Annotated in this window: 16 protein-coding genes and 3 tRNA genes; 11 read left to right on the forward strand and 8 right to left on the reverse strand. The window is 74.5% G+C overall.

Going from position 1 to position 23,382, the window contains the following annotated elements; translation table 11 throughout:
* Positions 1-22 precede the first annotated feature (22 nt).
* Entirely contained in the window at positions 23-448 is a 426-nt protein-coding gene (locus SNE206_RS14540) for an OsmC family protein (protein WP_407913738.1), read from the reverse strand.
* Between the two features lie 250 nt (positions 449-698).
* Here SNE206_RS14540 and SNE206_RS14545 point away from each other — a divergent pair, with 250 nt between their 5' ends.
* Together SNE206_RS14545 and lepB are read left to right on the forward strand one after the other, a co-directional pair.
* Positions 699-1,034 carry a chorismate mutase gene (locus SNE206_RS14545; RefSeq protein WP_405013195.1) on the forward strand — a complete coding sequence of 112 codons (336 nt, stop codon included), beginning with the start codon at positions 699-701 and terminating at the stop codon, positions 1,032-1,034.
* Positions 1,035-1,278: 244 nt separating this feature from the next.
* Positions 1,279-2,226 carry a signal peptidase I gene (lepB, locus tag SNE206_RS14550; RefSeq protein ID WP_407913739.1) on the forward strand — a complete coding sequence of 316 codons (948 nt, stop codon included), beginning with the start codon at positions 1,279-1,281 and terminating at the stop codon, positions 2,224-2,226.
* Between the two features lie 72 nt (positions 2,227-2,298).
* Here the strand turns inward: lepB and SNE206_RS14555 are convergent, their stop codons facing one another.
* A complete protein-coding gene (locus SNE206_RS14555) occupies positions 2,299-3,375 on the reverse strand; it encodes an EamA family transporter (RefSeq protein WP_407913740.1) in 1,077 nt (358 codons plus the stop codon).
* Between the two features lie 120 nt (positions 3,376-3,495).
* Complete coding sequence (locus SNE206_RS14560; RefSeq protein ID WP_407913741.1) at positions 3,496-5,853, reverse strand: transglycosylase domain-containing protein; 2,358 nt, start codon at positions 5,851-5,853, stop codon at positions 3,496-3,498.
* Positions 5,854-6,075: 222 nt separating this feature from the next.
* Between SNE206_RS14560 and SNE206_RS14565 the strand changes: the two genes are divergently transcribed.
* Entirely contained in the window at positions 6,076-6,912 is an 837-nt protein-coding gene (locus SNE206_RS14565) for a hypothetical protein (protein ID WP_407913742.1), read from the forward strand.
* Between the two features lie 117 nt (positions 6,913-7,029).
* Here the strand turns inward: SNE206_RS14565 and SNE206_RS14570 are convergent.
* Together SNE206_RS14570 and SNE206_RS14575 are read right to left on the reverse strand one after the other, a co-directional pair.
* A tRNA-Lys gene (locus SNE206_RS14570) sits at positions 7,030-7,103 on the reverse strand.
* 141 nt (positions 7,104-7,244) lie between these two features.
* Positions 7,245-7,318 (reverse strand) — tRNA-Lys (locus SNE206_RS14575).
* Positions 7,319-7,817: 499 nt separating this feature from the next.
* On the opposite strand from SNE206_RS14575, the gene SNE206_RS14580 reads away from it, so the two are divergent.
* Both SNE206_RS14580 and SNE206_RS14585 read left to right on the forward strand, forming a co-directional pair.
* A complete protein-coding gene (locus tag SNE206_RS14580; RefSeq protein ID WP_407913743.1) occupies positions 7,818-9,029 on the forward strand; it encodes a low temperature requirement protein A in 1,212 nt (403 codons plus the stop codon).
* 33 nt (positions 9,030-9,062) lie between these two features.
* Positions 9,063-9,848, forward strand: coding sequence for a pentapeptide repeat-containing protein (locus tag SNE206_RS14585; RefSeq protein ID WP_407913744.1), 786 nt, complete (start codon positions 9,063-9,065; stop codon positions 9,846-9,848).
* A 73-nt stretch (positions 9,849-9,921) separates the two neighbouring features.
* On the opposite strand, the gene SNE206_RS14590 is transcribed toward SNE206_RS14585, so the two are convergent.
* Positions 9,922-10,578, reverse strand: a complete 657-nt coding sequence (locus tag SNE206_RS14590; RefSeq protein ID WP_407913774.1) for an NAD(P)H-binding protein — start codon at positions 10,576-10,578, stop codon at positions 9,922-9,924.
* Positions 10,579-10,764: 186 nt separating this feature from the next.
* Between SNE206_RS14590 and SNE206_RS14595 the strand changes: the two genes are divergently transcribed.
* Both SNE206_RS14595 and SNE206_RS14600 read left to right on the forward strand, forming a co-directional pair.
* Positions 10,765-12,813 carry a phosphocholine-specific phospholipase C gene (locus tag SNE206_RS14595; RefSeq protein ID WP_407913745.1) on the forward strand — a complete coding sequence of 683 codons (2,049 nt, stop codon included), beginning with the start codon at positions 10,765-10,767 and terminating at the stop codon, positions 12,811-12,813.
* A 118-nt stretch (positions 12,814-12,931) separates the two neighbouring features.
* Positions 12,932-13,144 (forward strand): hypothetical protein, encoded by a 213-nt coding sequence (locus SNE206_RS14600; protein WP_407913746.1) that lies wholly within the window; start codon positions 12,932-12,934, stop codon positions 13,142-13,144.
* A gap of 107 nt (positions 13,145-13,251) precedes the next feature.
* Here the strand turns inward: SNE206_RS14600 and SNE206_RS14605 are convergent, their stop codons facing one another.
* Complete coding sequence (locus SNE206_RS14605) at positions 13,252-16,470, reverse strand: S41 family peptidase (RefSeq protein WP_407913747.1); 3,219 nt, start codon at positions 16,468-16,470, stop codon at positions 13,252-13,254.
* Positions 16,471-16,710: 240 nt separating this feature from the next.
* Here SNE206_RS14605 and SNE206_RS14610 point away from each other — a divergent pair, with 240 nt between their 5' ends.
* Positions 16,711-18,357, forward strand: coding sequence for a chitinase (locus SNE206_RS14610; RefSeq protein WP_407913748.1), 1,647 nt, complete (start codon positions 16,711-16,713; stop codon positions 18,355-18,357).
* A 116-nt stretch (positions 18,358-18,473) separates the two neighbouring features.
* A complete protein-coding gene (locus SNE206_RS14615; RefSeq protein WP_407913749.1) occupies positions 18,474-19,433 on the forward strand; it encodes an N-acetylglucosamine kinase in 960 nt (319 codons plus the stop codon).
* A gap of 114 nt (positions 19,434-19,547) precedes the next feature.
* Here the strand turns inward: SNE206_RS14615 and SNE206_RS14620 are convergent.
* Positions 19,548-19,621, reverse strand: a tRNA-Lys gene (locus SNE206_RS14620).
* A gap of 283 nt (positions 19,622-19,904) precedes the next feature.
* Here SNE206_RS14620 and SNE206_RS14625 point away from each other — a divergent pair.
* Positions 19,905-21,485 carry a Na+/H+ antiporter gene (locus tag SNE206_RS14625; protein WP_407913750.1) on the forward strand — a complete coding sequence of 527 codons (1,581 nt, stop codon included), beginning with the start codon at positions 19,905-19,907 and terminating at the stop codon, positions 21,483-21,485.
* Between the two features lie 140 nt (positions 21,486-21,625).
* On the forward strand, positions 21,626-23,287 hold the full coding sequence (gene pgi, locus SNE206_RS14630; protein WP_407913751.1) for a glucose-6-phosphate isomerase: 1,662 nt from the start codon (positions 21,626-21,628) through the stop codon (positions 23,285-23,287).
* Positions 23,288-23,382 lie beyond the last annotated feature (95 nt).

Raw genomic sequence — 23,382 nt, forward strand, 5'->3', positions numbered from 1 at the left:
GGGCCGGCCGACGGCCGGGTGCCTACGCGAGCTTGGCGGTCAGGGTGATCGTCGTACCGGTGAGGGCCTGGCTGACGGGGCAGTTGGCCTTGGCGTTCTCGGCGGCCTTGGTGAAGCCGTCCTCGTCCAGGCCGGGCACCTCACCGGTGACGGTGAGGTGGATGCCGGTGATGCCGGTGCCGGGCTGGAAGGTGACGTCCGCCTGGGTGTCCAGCTTGGTGGGCGGGGTGCCCGCGCCGGCCAGGCCGTGCGAGAGGGCCATGGAGAAGCAGGCCGAGTGGGCGGCGGCGATCAGCTCCTCGGGGCTGGTCTTCCCGTTGGGCGTCTCGGCGCGGGCGGGCCAGGAGACCGGGAACTCGCCGATGCCGGACGAGGCGAAGGTCACCACGCCCTTGCCGTCGAGCAGATTGCCTTCCCACGCGGTGGTCGCGGTGCGGGTGGTTGCCACGGTCAGGTACCTCCTGGGCTCGGGAACTGGTGGACCGTCAGGTCCGGGTGGTGCCGGGCCCAGCCTACGGCCAGATCGGGCCCTGCTCGGGCGATCGGCCGCACCGGGCGCGCGGCGGCTGTCCGGATGCTGGACCAGGGGTCCGGAGGGTGGGGTTTCCCGGGGCGGCCCCTGTTAGATTTGCCGGGGCCCGCGCCGGTCACCGGCCGTTCGGGCATGTCCAGCCCGCGAGACCCGGAGCGATCATCCGATGACCGATCAGCCCATCGACCCCACCGTCGACGCGACGGGGAAGATCGCGGACGCCGTACTGGCCGAGCTGACCAGCCTGCGCGAGAGCATCGACAACATCGATGCGGCCGTGGTCCACATGCTGGCCGAGCGTTTCAAGGCCACGCAGAAGGTCGGCCGCCTCAAGGCGGCCCACAAGCTGCCCGCCGCGGACCAGGCCCGTGAGCGCGACCAGATCAAGCGGCTCCGCGAACTCGCCGCCGGAGCCCATCTCGACCCGGTCTTCGCGGAGAAGTTCCTGAACTTCATCATCGCCGAGGTGATCCGTCACCACGAAGCCATCGCGCGGGCCTGATCCGCGGCGGAGGCGCTGCGGCAGCGATGCCGCGGCAGGGAACCCGTGGCGGGGCGGCCGGGACCGGACACCGGTACCGGGCGCCGGCGGCGGGCCCGTGGAAGCGGGATTCGCCACCGCCGCAGGGCGGCGCTAGCGTGCTGTCGTTCTTCGACCGGCGATATTCGACCCACCGGCGGGGCGCTGCCGGTGGGCCGTCGTGGCCGGTGGCCGCGCCGCGGTGGCGCGAGGAGTGGCAGCGCAGATGACCAGGTACGTGAGCACCCCGGGCGCGGACGCGGGTGCCGGCACCGCCGCCGGTCCCGAGCGCGGCAGCGGACACGGCAGCGGGCCGGCCGAGGGGGCCGTCGCCGCCGGTGCGACCGCCACCGGCACCCCGGTCGGCGCGGTGTCCTCCGCCACGCCCTCGGACCCGCCCCCCGGCGGCCTCCGCGCCCGACTGCTGCGGATCGCCGGACCGCGGCGCCCCGAGGCCGAAACCCCGGCCCCGGCCGGGGACGAGGGCGAGGGCGAGGGTGCTGCCCGCGGCGCCGCCCGCCGCGGCGGACGGCGCCGGTGGCCGTGGTGGACGGAACTCCCGGTGATGGCCGCCGTCGGCCTGCTGGTGGCACTGGTCGTGAAGACCTGCCTGTTCCAGGTCTTCACCATCCCGTCCGGCTCGATGGAGAACACGCTGCGGGTGCACGACCGGGTGGCGGTCAACAAGCTGGCCGTCCTCACCGGCTGGCAGCCGAAGCCCGGCGAGCCCGTGGTCTTCCGCGACCCGGGTGACTGGCTGCCGGGGCGGACGGCCTCCGACGGTGCGCTGCCGGGTGCCGTCGACAGCGTGCTGAGCTTCGTCGGCCTGCTGCCGCCGAAGGACGACAACTACCTGGTCAAGCGGGTGATCGCGGTCGGCGGGCAGACCGTCCAGTGCCGGGGCACGGAGTTGCGCGTCGACGGGCAGATCGTCGTCGAGCCCTATCTGCACGCCGGTGACGACTCCTGCGCGGGGCTGGACTTCGGGCCGGTCACGGTGCCGCAGGGCTACGTGTGGGTGGAGGGCGACCACCGCAGCAACTCGGCCGACTCGCGCTACCACCGGGAGGGGCCCGGCGACGGGGCCGTACCGGTCGGGAACGTCGTCGGACCGGCGGCGGCGGTCGTCTGGCCGCTCGGCCACGTCGACTGGTTCGGCTGGTCGGGCCGCTGACCGGCTGCTGCCCGGGCACCGTCTGCCCGGGCAGCCCCTGAGCGGCGGCTTCCCGGGCAGGGGGTGTCCGGGCTACCTGGCCGCCCGGTCCCGGGCCGTCCGGTCGTCGGCCGGCTGTTCGTCGCCGCCCGCCCGCCCCGCACCGACGGCCTTCCCGGTCGCCGCAGCGGCGGCCGTGACCGGGTCTGCGGTTCCGGCCGGGCCGGTGGCCGGGGCCCGGTCGGCGGGCGGCCGGCTGGTCTGGGCGGCGAAGGCGCCCGCCAGCACGAGGAGTCCGCCGAGCAGCTGGGGCGTCCCGAGGTGCTCGCCGAGCAGCACCCAGGCCAGCACAGTGGCGACGACGGCCTCCAGGTTCGCCACCACCCCGGCCACCGGCGGTGACAGGTGCTGGACGGCGACGACGCCGGTCAGATAGGCCAGGACGGTCGCGACCAGCACCATCCAGGCGGCGGGCAGCAGGGCGGGGAGCTGGTGGCCGTTCATGGTCACCGAGCCGCCGAGCAGGCTCCAGTCCGCGTTCCAGGGCCGGGTGGCGGCGGTCAGGACGACGGCGCCGACGAGCAGCCCGTACGCGCTGACCGCGATGGGGTCGATCGGGCGCTCGCCGCGGCGCCCGGCGTCCGCGAGCACGAAGTACCCGACCTGGCAGAAGGCGGCGCCGAGGGCGAACAGCACGCCCACGGCGTCGAAGCCCAGGCCGTTCCAGACCTCGACGACGCAGGCCAGGCCGGTGACGGCGACGCCGGCGCCGATCACGGCGCCGCGCGAGACCGGGCGCCGCTGGACGAACCGGACGTAGCCCAGCAGCAGCGGCGGCCCGAGGTACTCGATCAGCAGGGCCACGCCCACCGGGATGCGTGAGATCGCCGCGAAGTAGCAGGCCTGCACGCCCGCCACGGCGAGGAGGCCGAAGCCGAGCAGCAGCCCGGGCCGCTGCCGCACGGCCGCCCGGTGCCGGTAGGCGAGGGGCAGCAGCACCACGGCTGCGCCGGTCACCCGGAGCCACACGACGTGGACCGGCGAGAGACCCGCCTCGATCAGCGGTTTGGCGGCCGTGCCGGAGCCGCCGAAAGCGACGGCGGAGACCAGGGCGAGGGCCGGTCCGAGGGAGGTGAGGCGGCGGGGCGGTGAGGGCGGAGAGCTGTGCACCGCCGCATTGTGCCAGTTCGCGGACGTGCTACGTAAGGCGCCATCTTGCAGTTTGGTGCTGATCTCCCGGCCCTGTGCTTCCCGCGCCTGCCGTGCCTGCCCGGGCGGCCCCGGGCCCCGCTACCCGCCGCCGCCCCGGGCGCCCCCGGTGTCGGTGCCGGACCCCGATCCGGAGCCGCCTGAGCCGCCGGTGCCGAGCAGGCCGCCGCCGGAGCCGCCGCCCGTTCCCGTGCCTGTCCCGCTGCCCGTCCCGGAGCCGGTGCCCGTCCCGCCGTCTCCGCCGAGGATGCCGCCGGTACCGCCGGTACCGCCGGGCCGTCCCGCGCCGGGCGTCGCGCCCTGGCTGGGCCGGGGCCGGCTGCTCTGCCCGCTCCCGTCGGACCCGTCGGCGGGAGCGGTGGGCGCGGTGGAGGCCGGGGCGGACGGGCTGCCGGAGGGCGTGCCCGACGGGGTGCCGGTCGGCGCCGGCCCCACCGGCCTGGTGCGCACCTGCTTGGGCGCGGTGAACGCCGTGACCGGCTCGCCCGCCAGCGCGGACTTCATGTAGGCCGTCCAGATCTGCGTGGGGTAGCGGCCGCCCGCGGCGGAGCCGGTGCCGCCGATGCCGTCGAGCGTGACCTGGGCGCCGGTCTTCGGGTCCTGGCCGAACAGGGCGACGGCGGTCACGAGGTCCGGGGTGTACCCGACGAACCAGACCGACCGGGAGTCGTCGGTGGTGCCGGTCTTCCCCGCGGTGGGACGGTTCAGCGCGGCGGCGCGGTACCCGGTGCCGCCGGGGTCGCCGACGACGCCCTGCAGGATGTCGGTGGTGGCGCGGGCCGCCTCGGTGCTGACGGCCTGGGTGCTGCCGTGCGCGGGCAGCGGCACCTGCTCGCCCTCGACCTCGACCGACTTCACCAGCCACGGCGTGATCTGCTTGCCGTCGTTGTCGAGCGCCGCGTACACCCCGGCCATCTGGAGCACGCTCGGGGTGGCGGCGCCGAGCGGGATGGAGGGCACCGCGGAGAGGCCGGGGGTGTCCGCGGGCAGCCCGAGGGCGACGGCGGTCTTCCGGACGTTCTCCAGGCCGGTGTCCTGCGCGAGCTGCGCGTACACGGAGTTCACCGACCAGTCGGTGGCCTGCTGGAGGGTGACCTGCCCGTAGTCCTTGCCGCCCTCGTTGGGCGGGGCGTACGGCACGCCGGTGCCGCCGCGGACGGCGCGGCCGCTGGTGCCGTCGTAGACGGTGTCGGCGCCGATCCGCCGGCCGGACTGCGTGGTCGCCCCGCTGTCGAGGGCGGCGGCCAGGGCGATGGCCTTGAAGGTGGAGCCGGCCTGGTAGTCCTGCCGGGTCGCGTTGTCGATCCAGTGCTCGGTGGCGTCGCTGCCGCCGTACAGGGCGATCACCGCGCCCGTCCCCGGGTCGACGGAGACGGCGCCGGCCTGCGCGTCGGCGTCCTTCTTCCGTGCGGCCGGGTCGAGGTTGTCGGTGAGCTGGGTGCGGACGGCGGCCTGCAGCTGCCGCTCGCGCTCGGGGTCCACGGTGAGGGTGATCGCGTAGCCGCCCTGGGCGAGCTGGGCGTCGGTGAGGATGTGCTGCGAGGTGAGGTAGTCGGTGGCCGCGGCGACGAGGTAGCCGGCCTGGCCGGAGAGCCCGGGGGCGTTCTTCGGCTCCTTCACCTCGGGGAAGGCGATCGCGGCGCGGTCGGCGGCGGAGAGCCAGTCCTCCTGCACCATGCCGTCCAGCACGTAGTTCCAGCGGTTCGTCGCGTTCTGCCTGCCCTGCGGGGTGGCGGTGGCCACGTCGTAGGCGCTCGGCGCGTTCAGCAGGGCGGCGAGGTAGGCGCCCTGCGCGGCGTCGAGCCCGTCGGCGTCGATGCCGAAGTACGCCTGGGCGGCGGCCTGGATCCCGTACGCCCCGCGCCCGTAGTACGAGGTGTTGAGGTAGCCGGCGAGGACGTCGTCCTTGCTCTCCGTCGCGTCCACCTTGATCGCGATGAAGAGTTCCTTCACCTTGCGGGTGACGCTCTGCTTCTGGCTCAGGTAGGTGTTCTTGACGTACTGCTGGGTGATGGTGGAGCCGCCCTGGGTGCTCTTCCCGGTGGCCGTGTTGAAGGCGGCGCGGGCCAGGCCCTGCAGGTTGACGGCGCCCTCGTGGTAGAAGTTCCGGTCCTCGGCGGCCAGTGCGGCGTGCCGGGCCTCGGGCGAGATCCTGTCGAGCGCCACGTTCTGCCGGTTCGTCCGGCCCGTCCGGGCGATCAGCGTGCCGTCCTGGTAGAGCCACGTGTTGCTCTGCGCCATGGCGGCGGCGTGGGCGTCCGGCACCTTCACCATGGTCAGGCCCAGGGTGAACAGCCCCGCGCAGAGCACGACGGCCGCGACCACGCCCGCCAGCGTCATTCGCCAGGTCGGCAGCCACCGGCGCAGGCCGGTCCGCCGCCGTCGCGGCGGCTCTCCGGCGGGCGAGGACCGGCCGTTCTGCTGTGGGGTACGGGGCACCGGAGGACCCTTCCTGCGAGCCCCGAAGCGGTTGCTCACGCGTCTGACGGCATGGACCGTCCCAGCCTGCCTGATCGACTTGTCAGGCGTTAGGGACTTATGTCCCATTTCTTCCCACCGCTCCTTCGGCCCGGCAGGCCGCCCGGTCACCACCGGACCCGGGGCCCCGCCCGCCGCGGCGCGGCGGGTATGGTGCCCCGACCCGCCCGCACGAGGAGCACCATGGCCCGCCCGAGCATCCTGTACGTGACCGACCTCACCTATCCGGCCCGCGGCAGGCGGTACGGCGACGAGGACGTCCACCTCTCCGCGGAGCTGCGCACCGACTTCGCCGTCGCCCTCTGCCATCCGCTGGATGCGGCCGGGCTGATGGACTCCTTCGACGGTGTCGTGGTCCGCAACAGCGGCCCGGTGCTGCACTACCAGGCGGAGTACGACGCCTTCCGGGCCGAGGCGCTGCGCCGCAGCACCCCGGTGTTCAACGAGCTGACCGGCCGTGCGGACATGGCCGGGAAGCAGTACCTGCTCGACCTCTCCGCCGCGGGCCACCCCGTCATACCGACCGTCGGCACGGCGGCCGACCTCGGCCGCCTGCCGGAGGCGCCGGAGTACGTGGTGAAGCCGATGCTGGGGGCGGACTCGATCGGCCTGGAGTTCGTCGCCCCCGAACGCCTGGCCGAACGTCTGGCCGGGCACTGCGGCGCGGGGGGCGTCCTCGTCCAGCCGCGGATCGACTTCCGCTACGAGGTGTCCTTCTACTTCGTCGACCGCGAGTTCCAGTACGCGCTGCACACCCCCGACCGCGAGGTCCGCTGGGAGCTGGCGCCGTACCGGCCCGGCCGCGACGACCTGGCCTTCGCGCAGCACTTCGTCGACTGGAACACCATCGACCACGGCATCCAGCGCGTCGACGCGTGCCGCACCCCGGAGGGCGACCTGCTGCTCGTCGAGCTGGAGGACCTCAACCCGTACCTGTCCCTGGACCTGCTGGAGACCGGGCAGCGCGAACGGTTCGCGGCCGCGACGAAGGACTCGCTCCGCCGGCTGCTCGCCCGCTGACCCGGCCCCCGTCCCCGGCCCTGTCCCCTGCGCCCCGCCGTGACCGGGCCGTGGCGGGGGTGGTGGCGGGGGAACGCCGAAGGCCCCCCGCTTCCGCGAGGGGCCTTCGACCGTCTGTGCGCCGCCAGGGACTCGAACCCCGGACCCGCTGATTAAGAGTCAGCTGCTCTAACCAACTGAGCTAGCGGCGCTTGGTGACGAAGAGAACAATACACGTCCCGCCGGCCTGTTCCGTACGGGCCCCTGCGCCCCGCCGTGACCGGGCGGTGGCGGGGTGGTGGCGGGGGAACGCCGAAGGCCCCCCGCTTCCGCGAGGGGCCTTCGACCGTCTGTGCGCCGCCAGGGACTCGAACCCCGGACCCGCTGATTAAGAGTCAGCTGCTCTAACCAACTGAGCTAGCGGCGCCTGCTGACCTGCGGAACATTACACGGCGGCGGGTGCCTGCCGGAAATCGTGAGGACGCGGTCACCCTGCGCGTTCCGGAGCGGTGCCCGGAGCGGTGCCCGGAGCAGGTGTCCTGGGTGGCGGGTGTCCGGGCCGCGCGCCGGCAGGCAGCGCGGTGATCACGAGGTTCGGCCGGCGTGCGGGTGCGCAGCGGAGAACCGCCCCCGTGTTCCGTCCTCCGCCTTGACCTTCCGCGTTGCCCGCAGACCGCCCGTGTCGTCGTTCCACTCGGGAGGGAATCTAGCGGCCGGGCCCGGGCGGGCGGGGCAGCGCGCCGGGTACGGCGGCGGGAGCCGCGGTCCTGTCACCCGGTTCGCGCACTGCCCCGTCAACCGGGGGTGACGGCGGCGGTCCCGGTCCGGGCCGCTCGGCCGGGCCCGGGGGCGGATGCGTGCGCGGGGCGCGCCGGAGTGCCAGGATCGCGGGGCAGATGCCGGACCGACCCTTCCCGAGGCGGAGCATGACCAGCGACGAGGCCGGGCACCCGGCCGGTGCGGCGACCACGCCGGCACACCTTCAGCACCACCGGCCGGTCCGGCGGATGGCTCCGCGCCGGCCGGAGGAGGCACATCGCACCGCGACCCCGCTGGAGCTCTTCTTCGACCTCTGCTTCGTCGTCGCCGTGGCCCAGGCGGGCGCGCAGCTCGCGCACGCCGTCGCGGAGGGCCACCTCGCCACCGGACTGCCCCGCTACCTCTTCGCCTTCTTCGCGATCTGGTGGGCCTGGATGAACTTCACCTGGTTCGCCTCCGCCTACGACGTGGACGACGTCCCGTACCGGCTCACCACCCTGGTGCAGATCACCGGCGTGCTCGTGCTGGCGGCCGGGGTGCCCCGGATGTTCGCCTCGCAGGACCTCGTCCTCTCCGTGGTCGGCTACGTGCTGATGCGGTTCGCGATGGTCACGCAGTGGCTGCGCGCGGCGGCCTGCGAGACGGGGCCGGCCCGGGCGGTGGCGCTGCGGTACGCGCTGGGCATCACCGTCTGCCAGATCGGCTGGGCGCTGGTGCTGCTGGTGCCGCACGGCGCGTACGCCTACGTGCTGCCGCTCGGGGTGCTGGCCGAGCTGGCGGTGCCGGTGCTGGCCGAGCTGCCCGCGCGGACGACCTGGCACCCGCACCACATCGCGGAGCGCTACGGGCTGTTCACGCTGATCGTGCTGGGCGAGACCGTGGCGGCGGCGACCCTGGCGGTGCAGGCCGCGCTCGACGAGCACGAGGCGCTCGGCGCGCTCCTGCCGATCGCCGCGGGCGGTGTGCTGCTCTGCTTCTCCGCCTGGTGGATCTACTTCGCCGTACCGGTCCACGGCCTGCTCCGCTCCAGCCGGCAGGCGTTCCTGTGGGGGTACGGGCACTACCTGATCCTGGGTTCGGCGGCGGCGATCGGCGCCGGTCTGGAGGTCGCGGTGGAGCACGCGGTCGGCCAGGCGCACCTCTCGGCGACGGCCGCGACGGCCGCCGTCACCGTGCCGGCGGCGCTCTACCTCCTCACGGTCTGGCTGCTGCACTCCCGGCACGTGAAGCGCGGCGCCGAGCAGGCGGTGCTGCCGGCCGCCGCGCTCGCGGTGCTGGCCTGCACCGCCGCGGGACGGTGGGGGGTGCTCGCCGCGGGGCTGGTGACCGCGGCCGCGGTGGCGGTCGGCATCGCGCTGCACGCCCGCCGCGGCGCCTGACCCCTTCGCCGGCCGCCCCGGCCGGGGATGTCGGTGCGCCCTGCCAGGATGGCCGGGGGCCGGCCCGCCCGGCTGCGCCGCCCGTCCGCCGTTCCGTCCGACCAGTACGCCCCACCAGCCGTCCGCCCCCGCGGGGCCCGCACCAGATCGGCCACCGACATGCCCGCCGTGCCCGCCGTTCCCGAGCAGCTCGCCGACCTGCCGTACGCCGACCTGCTGACCCCGCACCGCGGGGCCCTGCAGAGCGGTGCCCGCTACGACACGGTGCACTTCGAGGGCGAGGGCCCCACGGGCGGGGCGGCCGGGGCGAGCTTCCTGGAGTGCGCCTTCACCGGCGTGGAGCTGCACGGCACGGTGCTGCGCACGGCCCGCTGGAACGAGGTCTGGCTGCAGGGCTGCCGCCTGGTGGCGGCCGACCTCGCGGAGACGGAGTGGCAGGACGCGGTGGTGCTCGGCTCGGTCCTCGCCGGCATCTCCTGGTACGGCTCCCAGGTGCGCCGGACCGTGCTGCGCGGCTGCAAGCTGGAGTCGGTGAACCTGCGCGGCGCGGTGCTGCGCGACGTCGTGTTCGAGGACTGCCTGCTGCGGGACGTCGACCTCGGCGGCGCCAAGCTGACCGGCGTGTCGTTCCCGGGCTCGACGCTGGACGGCGTGCGGTTCGCCGGCGCCCGGATGGCGGACGTCGACCTGCGCGGCGCCGTCCGGCTCGGCCTGCCCGACGGCCACCAGGGGCTCTCCGGCGCGGTGCTCGGCACGGGGCAGCTGTTCGAGCTGGCCCCGCAGTTCGCCCACGCGCTGGGCATCACGGTGAAGGACTGAGCGGTGAAGGGCTGAGCGGTCCGGCCGGACGGCCGGGTGCGGCGCCGGGTGCGGCGCCGGTTCAGGGCCCGGTTCAGGACCCGGTCAGCGCCGCGGCGATCGGCTGCCGACCGGAGACCAGCTCCAGCGTCCGGCCCGCGGCGGGGGCGGGCACGGTCAGCAGCGCGGCGAGCACGGCGGCGACGTCGCCGCGGGGCACCGAGCCGCGGCCGGTGTGCTCGGCGAGCGTGACCAGGCCGGTCGGCGGCGCGTCGGTCAGGCTGCCGGGCCGCAGCACCGTCCACTCCAGTCCGGGCCTGGCCCGCAGATCGTCGTCGGCGGCACCCTTGGCCCGCAGGTAGGCGCCGAAGACCGGGTCCGTTCCGTCGGGTGCGGCCGCGTCCGCGCCCATCGACGACACCATGACGTACCGGGGCACGCCGGCCCGCTCGGCGGCGTCGGCGAGCAGCACCGCCGCCGCCCGGTCGACGGTGTCCTTGCGGGCGGCGCCGCTGCCCGGCCCGGCGCCGGCCGCGAAGACCACGGCGTCGGCACCGCCGAGCACGGCCGCGACCTCGGACACGCCGGACGACTCCAGGTCCAGCACCACGGGTTCGGCGCCGCGCTGCCGCAGGTCGTCGGCCTGGCCGGCGTGGCGGATCAGCCCGACCGGGGTGTCACCGCGGTCGGTGAGCAGCTGTTCGAGGTCCAGGGCGATCCGGCCGTGTCCGCCGGCGATGACGATCCGCATGCCGACCACGCTATCCCCGTTCACCGCGAGGTCGCCGGACGACGCGACGGCGAACACTCCGTCAACCTTGCGTCCCGGCCATGGCCATGACGCCCGGTGCTGCGTGACGATTCTCCGCGGCCCGCTCCACGGGCAACGTGTCCATACAACATCACCAGGCGTCATCACCGAAGGGACGGCGGCCCGATGGCTGAGCTCAGTCGTAGGAAGTTCATGGCACTGTCGGCGAGCGCCGCGGCGGGGGCCGCCGTGGCCGGTGCCCCGGGCGGCACCACCCGGGCCTCCGCGGCCGGGCTCGGCAGCACGGGCACGATCTCCGACGCCCGGCACATCGTGATCCTCATGCAGGAGAACCGCAGCTTCGACCACTACTTCGGCACGCTGAAGGGTGTCCGGGGCTTCGCCGACCGCAGCGCGATCCAGATCGCCGGCGGCTACAGCGTCTTCAACCAGCCGACCCTGCTGGGCGGCCGGCAGTACCCGTGGCAGTTCAGCGCGACCAAGCCGGCCGGCGGCGCCGACCCCGAGCGGCTCGCCCAGTGCAACGGCGACCTCGCGCACGCCTGGTCCGACCAGCACAAGGCGTGGAACGGCGGCAAGCTCGACTCCTGGGTCGCCGCCAAGGGCAACGTCCGCACCCTCGGCCACCTGACCCGCGCCGACCTCCCCTTCCACTACGCGCTGGCCGACAACTGGACCGTCAACGACGCGTACTTCTGTTCGGTGCTGAGCGCGACCGGCCCCAACCGCACCTACCACTGGTCCGGCACGATCGACCCCGCCGGCACCGCGGGCGGCCCGGCGTACGACGGCGGCGACGAGTCGGGCCTGCGCTGGCAGACGTACGCGGAGGCGCTGGAGACGGCCGGCGTCAGCTGGAAGGTCTACCAGAACGCCGCCGACAACTACGGCGACAACGCCCTCGCCTACTTCGACCGGTTCGCCAAGGCCCCGGCGGGCAGCGCCCTCGCCACCAAGGGCATGGGCTCCGTGCCGAAGAAGACCGGCAGGACGCCCGACGACATCGCCGCCGCGATCCGCGCCGACGTGCTCGGCGGCACCCTCCCGCAGGTCTCCTGGATCGTCGCCGACCAGGCCTCCTCCGAGCACCCGTACGCCACCCCCGCCGACGGCGCGCACTTCGTGCACCTCGTGATGGACGCGCTCAACGCGGACCCGGACGTCTTCGACTCCACCGTCCTCTTCCTCAACTACGACGAGAACGACGGCTTCTTCGACCACGTACCGCCGCCCGCGGCGCCGGCCGGCACGGCGGGCGAGTTCCACGACGGCACCAACATCGGCCTCGGCTTCCGCGTGCCGCTGATCGCGATATCCCCCTGGACCCGCGGCGGCTGGGTCAGCTCCGAGGTCTCCGACCACACCTCGGTGCTGCGCTTCCTGGAGCGCTGGACCTCGGCCCTCGGCAAGCCCGCCGTCTGCCCGAACATCTCCGCCTGGCGCCGCAAGGTCTGCGGCGACCTCACCGGCATGTTCGACTTCGCGTACCCGGTGTACGGCATGCCCGCGCTGCCGAACACCGACGCGGTCATCGGCATGGCCGCCTGCGGGCCGCTGCCCAACCCGGCCCCCGTCGACAACGCGCTGCCCCGGCAGGAGGCCGGCACCCGACCGGCCCGCGCCCTGCCGTACCAGCCGGGCGGCGACCTCGACCACCTGGAGTTCGGCTCCGGCGGGGTCATGAAGGTCTGGCTCTCCATGACCAACCAGGGCACGTCCGCCGCGCACTTCGCCGCCTACGCCAACGCCCACCGCACCGGCGGGCCCTGGCAGTACACGGTGGACGCGGGCGGCCGGCAGACCGACTTCTTCAACTGCGGCACCGGCTACGGCAACGGCGCGTACGACCTCGGCGTGGTCGGCCCCAACCGCTTCCTGCGCCGCTTCAGGGGCGACGCCACCAAGCCCGGCAAGCTGGTGTCGGTCGCGACCTCCTACGTGACCGCCGCCGGCACCGGCAAGCTCGCCCTCTGGTTCACCTTCGCCAACACCGGCAGCACCCCGGTGACCTTCACCGTCACCTCCACCAACTACCGCACCGACGGCCCCTGGACGTACCAGGTGCCGGCCGGCGGCTCGGCGACCGACTACTTCAACGCCGCGGCCTACACCGACGGCTGGTACGACTTCACGGTGACCGTCTCCTCGGACGCCACCTGGTCGCAGCGGTTCACCGGCCACCTGGAGACCGGCGCGGCCAGCGTCTCCGGCTGAGCCGCCCGGCCCGGGGCCCGGCCCGGGGCCCGGTCCGGCACGCTCCCCGGTGGCATGCCCGGCGGCGTAGTGTGACAGTGAGGGAAGCCCAGGTCGGACCGCACGCAAGGAGGAGGACATGGGCATCTTCGACAGGTTCCGGGCGAAGCCGCACGAGACGGCGAGCCCGGGCGAGCGCGCCGCGCTCGCCCACGACGAGGCCGCCGACGCCTTCACCGACCCGACCGGGCGGAGCGGGCCGGAGGCGTCGCCGGCACCGCAGTCCGTCCAGCTCGACGAGGACCACCGCGCCGCCGCCGACATGACCGCCGAGGGCGACCCCTGGGACTGATCACCGCAGCCGTACCCGCGCCCGGAGGGGCGCAGCAGCCGACCGGCCGCTGCGCCCCTCCGGCGTTCCCGGCCGGACCGGGGCCGTGCCCGCCGCCGCCCCGCCGGTCACGACCGGGGCGGCAGCGGCGGACGCCGCAGGTCGGGCCGGGGAACGTCGCGCGGCGGCGGTGCCGCGGCGGGCTGCTCCGCCAGCAGCTCCATCGCCAGCTCGACGGCGGCCGCGAGGTCGGTGTGCTCGCCGAGCGCCCAGCTGTGCGGGCTGCGCAGCACCTCCACGTCCGGTTCCACGCCGTGGTTCTCCACGCCCCACCCGATGCCCCCGGTGAACCAGGAGGCGTTCTTCGGCACCGAGATCTGGGTGCCGTCGCCGAGCGTGTGCCGGCCGGTCATGCCGACCACGCCGCCCCACGTGCGGGTGCCGACGACCGGGCCGAGCCCGAGCACCTTGATCGCCGCGATGATGACGTCGCCGTCCGAGCTGGTGGCGTGGTCGGCGAGGGCGACCACCGGGCCGCGCGGGGCGTCGCGCGGCCAGCGCACCGGGTGCCGGCCGCGGGTGAAGTCCCAGGCGAGCACCCGGCGGCCGAGCTTCTCCAGGACCAGCTCGGAGACGTTGCCGCCGGCGTTGCCGCGGACGTCGAGGATGACGGCCGGTTTGGCGAGCTCGCTGCGCACGTCCCGGTTGAACTGCGCCCAGCCGGAGCCGCCGAGGTCCGGGATGTGCAGGTATCCGCACCGGCCGTCGCTGAGCTCCTGGACGAGGCGGCGCCGCTTGACCACCCAGTCCTGGTAGCGGACCGGCCGTTCGTCGGTGAGCGGGGTGACGGCGATCCGTCGGATCCGGTCCGTTCCGCGGCAGCGCAGGGTGAGCTCCACGGTGCTGCCGCCGGTGCCGGCCAGCAGCGGCGCGGGTCCGCGGACGGGGTCGGGCGGGCGGCCGTCGACGGCGAGCAGTTCGTCGCCGTCCTGGATGCCGTAGCCGGCGAGCGGCGCGCGGGCCCGGGGGTCGGAGGACTCGCCGGGCAGGATGCGGTCGACCAGCCAGCGGCCGTCCGGGGCGCGGTGCGTGTTGGCGCCGAGCAGGCCGAGGGGCTGCTGGAGCAGCTGCGGGCCCTCGCCGCGGCGCGAGGGCGTGACGTAGGCGTGGGAGGTGCCGAGTTCGCCGAGGAGTTCGCGGAGCAGGTCGGCGAAGTCGTCGGGGCCGGCGATGCGCTCCAGCAGCGGTTCGTACTGCGCCACGAGGCCGGGCCAGTCGAGGCCGCACATGTCGCCGTCCCAGAACTGGTCGCGGACGATCCGGGCGGCCTCGTGGTAGGCCTGCCGCCACTCGGGTCCGGGGTGCACGGTGTGGGTGATGCGGCGCAGGTCGACGGTGACGGGGGAGCCGCCCGGCAGCGGGTGCAGCTTGAGGGCCCCGGAGGAGTACACCAGCACCGATCCGCCGTCGCCGGAGACCGCGTAGCCGTCGAGCTGGTCGACCACGGTGGTGCGGGTGCCGTGCGCGAGGTCGAAGTACTCCAGCGAGGGGCGGCCGGAGGTGTCCGCGGGGTTGGCGAAGGTCTGGCCGAGGGCGCCGGAGATCGGCCAGCGCAGCCAGAGCACCCCGCCGCGCACCGGCGCGGTCGCCGAGTACTTGGAGGCCGTCACCGGGAAGGGCACCAGCCGCTTGGTGAGCCCCTCGGGGTCGACGGTGACGGTGCCGTCGCCGCCGGTCGCGTCCGGGTCGATCCCGACCGCGGGCCGGCCCTCGACCGGTGCGGCGAACGGCGACGGGGTGTCCGCGGCGAGCGGGATGAGGTAGGGGCGGCAGCCCAGCGGGAACGACATGTCGCCGGTGTGCACGTCGTGCACCGGGTCGAAGCCGCGCCAGGAGAGGAAGACCAGGAAGCGGCCGTCCCGGGTGAAGACGGGGTGCTCGTCCTCGAAGCGGCCGCCGGTGACGTCGACGATCCGCTCGGAGGAGTCGACCCGGGCGAGCCGGATCGACCGCAGCGAGCGGCCCGCGACCGGCTGCGACCAGGTCAGCCAGCGGGAGTCGGGTGAGAACGCCGGGCTGCTGACCGGTCCGTAGTGGGAGACGGCGACCTCCCGGACGTCGCCGTCCGCCGCGGTGACCAGCAGCAGGCGGCCGTCCGAGGCGGCGACGGCGAGGTGGTGGCCGTCCGGCGCGGCGGCGAGCTCCTGGACGCGGCCGATCCGACCGGCCGCGATCCGGCGGGAGGGGCCGCCGCCGTCGGCGCCGCGGGCGGGCAGCGGGGCGATCTCGACGGCGTCCTCGCCCTCGGCGTCGGTGATCCAGGCGACGTGGCCGCCGTGGGCGGGCAGCACGGGCAGCCGGGCCCGGACCCCCGGGGTGTCGGCGAGCACCCGGGCGGGGCCGTCGCGGTGGGTGAGCCAGTAGAGGCTGCCGCGCACGTTGATCACGCCGGCCCGGCCGGTGCTGTCGCAGACGAGGTCCTTGACGTTGAGCGCCGCCGACACGTGGTAGGCGCGGCGGCCGGCGCGGGCCCCGCCCAGCGGCACGTCCAGGCGGCGCGGGGCGGGGGCGTCGACCCCGTCCAGCAGCCACAGGTCGCCGGCGTGCTGGTAGACGACGCGGGTGCCGTCGGAGGCCGCCTCGCGGGCGTAGTAGGAGGCGTGGTCGGTGTGGCGGCGCAGGTCGGTGCCGTCGGTGCGGCAGGAGTAGAGGTTGCCGATGCCCTCGTGGTCGGAGAGGAAGGCGACGCGCGGCCGGTCGGGCTCGCCGACCGGCATGGGGGAGGCCAGGTGGCCGGCGTGTCCGGGCAGCAGCTCGCGGTGGTCGAGCCAGAGGCGCCCGGTGGCGCCGCCGCGGTAGCGCTTCCAGGAGGCCGGGTTGTGCGGGGCGGCGGCGGTCAGCAGCACGGTGTGGTCGATGCCGACCTGTGCGTCGTTGACCGGCCCCCAGGGCATCCGGCGGCCGGGGGCGCCGTCCGGCGGCAGTGCGTACGCCCAGGTGTAGTGGGCGAACGGCTCGTGGTAGGAGGTCACGGCCAGGACGTCGCCGGTGGGCAGCCAGCCGCGTACGCGGGTGTCGGGGCTGCCCCAGTGGGTGAGCCGGACGGCCTCGCCGCCCTCCACCGGGGCGGTCCACACCTCGGGGGTCAGGGCCTGCCAGCTCGTCCAGGCGACGGTGCGGCCGTCGGGGGAGAGCCGGGGGTGGCTGACCCGGACGCGGTCGGCCGTGACCCGCCAGGCCCGCCCGGTGCCGCCGTCCGGGCCGAGCGGGGCCACCCACACGTCGTCCTCGGCGGTGAACGTGACGAGCCCGCCGCGCACGTGGGGGTACCTGAGATATCCGGACACTTCTCCATGGTTCGGCGCCCGCGGGGGGCCCGCAACCCGCCGCCCTACTGCGAACACCGCGAAGGGCCCTGACGGTGCGCCGACTCCATTGACAGGCGCACGTGGATTCGATTCAGTGGTCTAGTCCAAGAATGGTCCAGTCCAATGCGGCGATGCTCCGCCGTGTCGGCACGGCCTGCCGGCCCCCCGCACCGGTCCCGGACACCTCCCCCACGTCGTCACGGCAGGAGCATCCCCCACATGCGCACTTCCTCAGGACCCGCCCACGCCGCACCGCCCGGCCGCCGCCTGCTGGCCGCCGCCACCGCCTGGACGGTCGCCGCGGCCGGCGCCGTGGCGCTGACCTTCGGCCTCGCCAACTCCGCCTCCGCGGGCGAGTTCCTCGCCAACGGCGGCTTCGAGAGCGGCGCCCTCGGCGCCTGGAGCTGCACCGGTGGCACCGGCAGCGTCGTCACGGGTCAGGCGCACAGCGGCAGTTACGCCCTGGCGGGCGCCGCCTCGGCGAGCGACAACGCCCAGTGCACCCAGACCGTCACCGTCTCGCCCAACACGGCCTACACGCTCAGCGCGTACGTCAAGGGCGCCTACGTCTACCTCGGCGTCAACGGCGGCACCTCGACCTGGACCCCGGGCACCGGCGGCAGCTACCAGAAGCTCACCGTCAGCTTCACCACCGGCGCGAGCCAGACCAGCGCCACCGTCTTCACCCACGGCTGGTACGGCCAGGGCACCTACTACGCGGACGACGTCTCGCTGGACGGACCGGGCGGGCCCACGCAGCCGCCCACGTCCCAGCCGCCGACCTCGCAGCCGCCCACGTCGCAGCCCCCGACCTCGCAGCCGCCCACGACCCAGCCGCCCGGTGGCGGTCTGCCCGCGCACGCCCTGGTCGGCTACCTGCACGCGAGCTTCGCCAACGGCGCCGGCTACACCCGCATGGCCGACATCCCGGCCTCCTGGGACGTCATCAACCTCTCCTTCGGCGAGCCGACCTCGGTGACCTCGGGCGACATCCGGTTCAACCGCTGCCCGGCCACCGAGTGCCCGACCGTCGAGTCGGACGCCGACTTCAAGGCGGCCATCGCCGCCAAGCAGGCGCAGGGCAAGAAGGTGCTGATCTCGATCGGCGGCCAGAACGGCCAGGTCCAGCTCACCACCACCGCCGCCCGCGACGCGTTCGTCTCCTCGGTCTCCGCGATCATCGACAGGTGGGGCCTCAACGGCCTCGACATCGACTTCGAGGGCCACTCGCTGTCCCTCAACACCGGTGACACCGACTTCAAGAATCCGACCTCGCCGGTGATCGTCAACCTGATCTCCGCCCTGAAGACGCTCAAGGCCAAGTACGGCTCCGGCTTCGTGCTGACCATGGCCCCGGAGACCTTCTTCGTGCAGCTCGGCTACCAGTACTACGGCTCCGGCCCCTGGGGCGGGCAGGACCCGCGCGCCGGCGCCTACCTGCCGGTCATCTACGCGATGCGCGGCGACCTCACCCTGCTGCACGTCCAGGACTACAACTCGGGCTCGATCATGGGCCTGGACAACCAGTACCACTCGATGGGCGGCGCCGACTTCCACGTCGCGATGACCGACATGCTGCTCAAGGGCTTCCCGGTGGCCGGCAACACGGCCAACATGTTCCCCGCCCTGGCCGCCTCGCAGGTCGCGATCGGCATGCCGGCCACCACCAACGCCGGCAACGGCTACGTCGCCCCGGCCGAGGTGAACAAGGCGCTCGACTGCCTCACCAAGGCCGCCAACTGCGGCAGCTACGTCCCGCGGGCCGGCGCCCAGCCGAACCTGCGCGGCCTGATGACCTGGTCGATCAACTGGGACCGCTTCGGCGGGCAGGAGTTCTCGAAGAACTTCGACTCCTACTTCGGCTGATCCGGCCGGAACCCCGTCCTGCGGGTCCGGAGGCCACCGGCCTCCGGGCCCGCCGGTCGTTGACCGCCGTCCGGCGTGCGCCGATAGTGGGGTCACCGCGACGACGAGGAGGCACCATGACCGGCCCGCTCGTCCTCGGCGTGGACGCCGGCGGCACCGGCAGCCGGGCCGTCGTCGCCGACCTGCACGGGCACGTGCACGGCAGCGCCCGCGGGGAGGGCGCCAACCCCGTGGCCCACGGCCTCGACGCCGCGGTGAAGGCCGTCGGCGACACCGTGCGCGCCGCCCTCGCCGGCCTCGACCCGGCCGCCGTCGCGGCCGCCGTGATCGGCCTCGCCGGCGCCCTCGTCACCGCACCCCCGCCCGAACTGCTGCGGGCCGCCGCCGGCCTGCCCGTCACCCCGCACACCACCAGCGACCTCGCGCTCGCGCACACCGCCGGCACCACCCGCCCGGACGGCTCCGTGCTGATCGCCGGCACCGGCGCGGTCGCCGCCCTGATCCGCGACCGCACCCCCGTCCGGCTCGCCGACGGCCACGGCTGGCTGCTCGGCGACCGCGGCTCCGGCCAGTGGCTCGGCCGCGAGGCCGTCCGGCTGGCCCTCGACGCCGTCGACGCGGGCCGGCCGCTCACCGGCGCCGCCGCCGCGGCCGCCGCACACCTCACCGGGCGGAGCGACGGCGAGGGACTGCGGGCCGCCGTCCTGGCGGCGGTGTACGGCGAACCGCCCGCCCGGCTGGCCCGGCTCGCCCCGCTCGTCCTCGACGCCGCCGCGGACGGCGACCCCGCCGCGCAGGCCGTCGTGGACCGGGCCGCCGGGCTGCTGGCCGACACGCTGGAGACGGTCGGTCCGCCGGCCGCGGACGGGCCGGTGGTGCTGGCCGGCGGACTGCTCACGGCCGGCACCCCGCTCGCGGCGGCCGTCCGCGCGGAGCTGGCCCGACGCCACCCCGGGGCCGCGCTGCGGACGGCGGGCAGCGCGGCGGGCGCCGCGGCCTGGCTCGCCGTCCGCGCCGTCGCGCCCGGGTCGGCGTCCGCCGCACTCCACCGGGCCCTGGTCACCGGCGGCCCGTGACGGGCAGGCCGTGACGGGCGGACAGGGGGCGGCACTCCCCGGCGCCGGCGTTCCCGGGCCGGTCCCGGGAACGCCGAAGGCCCCCCGCTTCCGCGAGGGGCCTTCGACCGTCTGTGCGCCGCCAGGGACTCGAACCCCGGACCCGCTGATTAAGAGTCAGCTGCTCTAACCAACTGAGCTAGCGGCGCGTGCTGACGTGGACAACCATACACGCTCCCGCAGGTCGGACGCACATCCGTGCCCTCCGCGGCCGCGCCGGAGCGCCCGGCGGGGCCGGCCCGGGGGAGTGCCCGGCGCGGCGCCGGACCGCTGACGGCGGATCAGTGCCGCGGGGTCGCGGAGGGCACGTCCGGCGAGCCGCGACATACGGGATCTTTGTCACATTTATGCTGCTCCGGTGGGTTCGGGGGCAGCCGGATCGTGGAGCCGTCCGCACCCCGTGCGGACGCAACGGACGCAGGGAGTCGATCGGTGGCCCAGCTGTCACTGCTGTTCCTGGTGCTGCTGGTGTCGGTGGTGACGATGCCGCTGGCCCGCCGCATCCACGTGCCGCAGCCGGTGCTCATGACCCTGCTCGGCCTGGTGATGGCCCTGGTGCCGCAGATCCCGGACGTGACCGTGCCGCCCGGGCTGATCCTGCCGCTCGTCCTGCCGCCGCTGATCTTCGCGGTGGCCCGCCGCTCCTCGGTGCGCTACTTCCGGGCCAACATCCGCTCCATCCTCCTGCTCGCCGTCGCCCTGGTCGTCGTCACCACCACGGTGGTCGCCGTCGTCTTCCGGTGGCTGGTGCCCGGCCTGCCGCTCGCCGCCGCCGTCGTGCTCGGCGCGGTCGTCTCGCCGCCCGACCCGGTGGCGGCCGTCGCCGTGGCCGGTTCGGTCGGCCTGCCGCGCCGGCTGGTGGCCGTCCTGGAGAGCGAGGGACTCTTCAACGACGTCACCGCGATCGTCATCTACTCGCTCGCGGTCGAGGCCGTCGTGAGCGGCGACTTCTCCGTCCCGCACGCGGCCCTGCGGTTCGTGCTCTCCGCCGTGGTCGCCGTGGTCGTCGGCATCACGCTCGGCTGGCTCAACGCCCGCCTGGCCGGCTGGCTCGACGACCCCACCCAGCAGGTGGCCCTCAACCTGCTGGTGCCGTTCGCCGCCTACACCGTCGCGGAGGAGGCGCACGGCTCCGGCGTGCTGGCGGTCGTGATCTGCGCCCTCTACCTCGCCGACCGGGCCGCCGACGCGGACGACGTGTCGTTCCGGCTGGTCGGGAACGCCTTCTGGGAGATCGTCGAGATCCTGATCACCGGGGTGGCGTTCGGCCTGATCGGGCTGGAGCTCAGCACCGTGGTCGCGGACGTCCGCACCAGCTGGGAGAGCATGGTCGGCGACACCGCCTGGGTGATCGCCACGGTCGTGCTCCTGCGGCTGCTGTGGCTGCTGCCCGCCGCCTGGCTGTCGCGGCGGGTCACCCACGGCACGGAGGACACGCCGATCAGCTGGCGGGAGACGGTCGTGCTCTGGTGGTCCGGGATGCGCGGCGTCGCCACCGTGGCGCTGGCCCTCGCGGTGCCGCTCACCGTGCACGGCGGCGAGGCGTTCCCGGCGCGCAGCGAGATCGTCTTCGTCGCGTTCTGCGTCGTGCTCTTCACCCTGCTGGTGCAGGGGCTCACCCTTCCGTGGGTGGCCCGGCTGACCGGACTCCGGGACCACCCGGACGCGCACGAGGAGGCCGTCCGGCTGCTCTGGTGGCGCGCCGCGAAGGCGGGCCTGCACCGGCTTGCCGAGCTGGAGGACGAGCGTCACCTCCCCGCCGACCTCGTCGAACGCCTCCGCGAGCGCCAGCACGACCGCCTCGCCCGCCTCCGCCCCGAACGGTACGAGGAGGAGCGGGCCGCCGAGGCCAAGCGGACCTTCGCCGTGTGGAAGCAGGCCGCGGCCCTGGAGGAGGAGATGATCGCCGCGTCGCGCCGCGAGGTGCTGACGGCGCGTGGGGAGCCCGGCGGCGTTCCCGAGGTCGCCGACGAGGTGCTCCGTCAGCTCGACCTTCGCTCGGCGCGCCGATGAGCGCGCCGCCCGGGGATAGGCTGGCCGCGGGCATGGCCGTCGACGGAGCCGGCGAACGCACCATCCTGCCGTCGGACCGAGCGCAACCCTCCCGCCGGGCCGTGCCGGTACTGCAATCCGGATGACTCAAGGAGCAACCGATGTCGGACAACCGCACCGGCGGTCGCACCCCCCTGGACCGCACGCCCCAGTGGGCCGCGCTGGGCAAGCACCGCGCGGAGCTGGGCGAGCAGCACCTGCGCGGTCTGTTCGCGGCGGACCCCGAGCGCGGCAGCCGCTACACACTGTCCGTCGGCGACCTGCACGTGGACTACTCCAAGCAGCTGGTGACCGACGAGACGCTGGCGCTGCTGCGCGACCTCGCCGCCTCCGCCGGCGTCGCGGAGCTGCGCGACGCCATGTTCCGCGGCGAGAAGATCAACATCACCGAGGACCGCGCCGTCCTGCACACCGCGCTGCGTGCCCCCCGGGGCGCCGTCGTCGAGGTCGACGGCGAGAACGTCGTGCCGGCCGTGCACGCCGTGCTCGACACGATGGCCGCCTTCGCCGACCGCGTCCGCAGCGGCGCCTGGACCGGCCACACCGGCAAGCGCATCCGCTCGGTCGTCAACATCGGCATCGGGGGCTCCGACCTCGGCCCCGCGATGGCGTACGAGGTGCTGCGCTCCTACACCGACCGCGGCATCGACGTCCGCTTCGTCTCCAACGTGGACGGCGCCGACCTGCACGAGGCGCTCGTCGGCCTCGACGCCGCCGAGACGCTCTTCATCGTCGCGTCGAAGACCTTCACCACCATCGAGACCATTACCAACGCGGTCTCCGCCAGGAACTGGCTGCTCACCGAGCTCCAGGCCGGTCAGGAAGCGGTCGCCAAGCACTTCGTGGCGCTCTCCACCAACGCCGGCGGCGTCGCCGACTTCGGCATCGACGTCGCCAACATGTTCGAGTTCTGGGACTGGGTCGGCGGCCGTTACTCCTACGACTCCGCGATCGGCCTCTCGCTGATGATCGCCATCGGCCCGGAGCGGTTCCGCGAGATGCTGGACGGCTTCCACCTGGTCGACGAGCACTTCCGCACCGCGCCGCCGGAGCAGAACGTGCCGCTGCTGCTCGGCCTCCTCGGCGTCTGGTACGGCGCGTTCTTCGACGCGCAGTCGCACGCGGTGCTGCCGTACTCGCACTACCTGTCGAAGTTCACCGCGTACCTCCAGCAGCTCGACATGGAGTCCAACGGCAAGTCGGTGGACCGCGACGGCAACCCCGTCACCTGGCAGACCGGCCCGGTCGTGTGGGGCACCCCCGGCACCAACGGCCAGCACGCCTACTACCAGCTGCTGCACCAGGGCACCAAGGTCATCCCGGCCGACTTCATCGGCTTCGCCGCGCCGGTCGAGGGCCTGCTGCCCGGGCTCGTCGCCCAGCACGACCTGCTGATGGCCAACTTCTTCGCGCAGACCCAGGCGCTCGCCTTCGGCAAGACGCCGGAGGAGGTCGAGGCGGAGGGCGTGCCCGCCGAGCTTGTCGCGCACAAGACCTTCCGCGGCAACCACCCCACCACCACGATCCTGGCCGCCGAGCTCACCCCGTCGGTGCTCGGCCAGCTCGTCGCGCTGTACGAGCACAAGGTGTTCGTCCAGGGCGCGATCTGGAACATCGACTCCTTCGACCAGTGGGGCGTCGAGCTCGGCAAGGTGCTCGCCAAGCGCATCGAGCCCGTGCTGCTGACCGGCGAAGGCACGGAGAAGCTGGACAGCTCCACCGCCGCGCTCGTCGGCACGTACCGCAGCCTGCGCGGCCGCTGACCCGGCCCGGGCACCGCGGGGCCGTCCCTCCGGGGCGGCCCCGCGGGCGTGCCCGGCCCGCCGTCAGATCCGGTGGCGGGACCGGGACCTGCCGG

Source organism: Kitasatospora sp. NE20-6 (assembly GCF_045862635.1).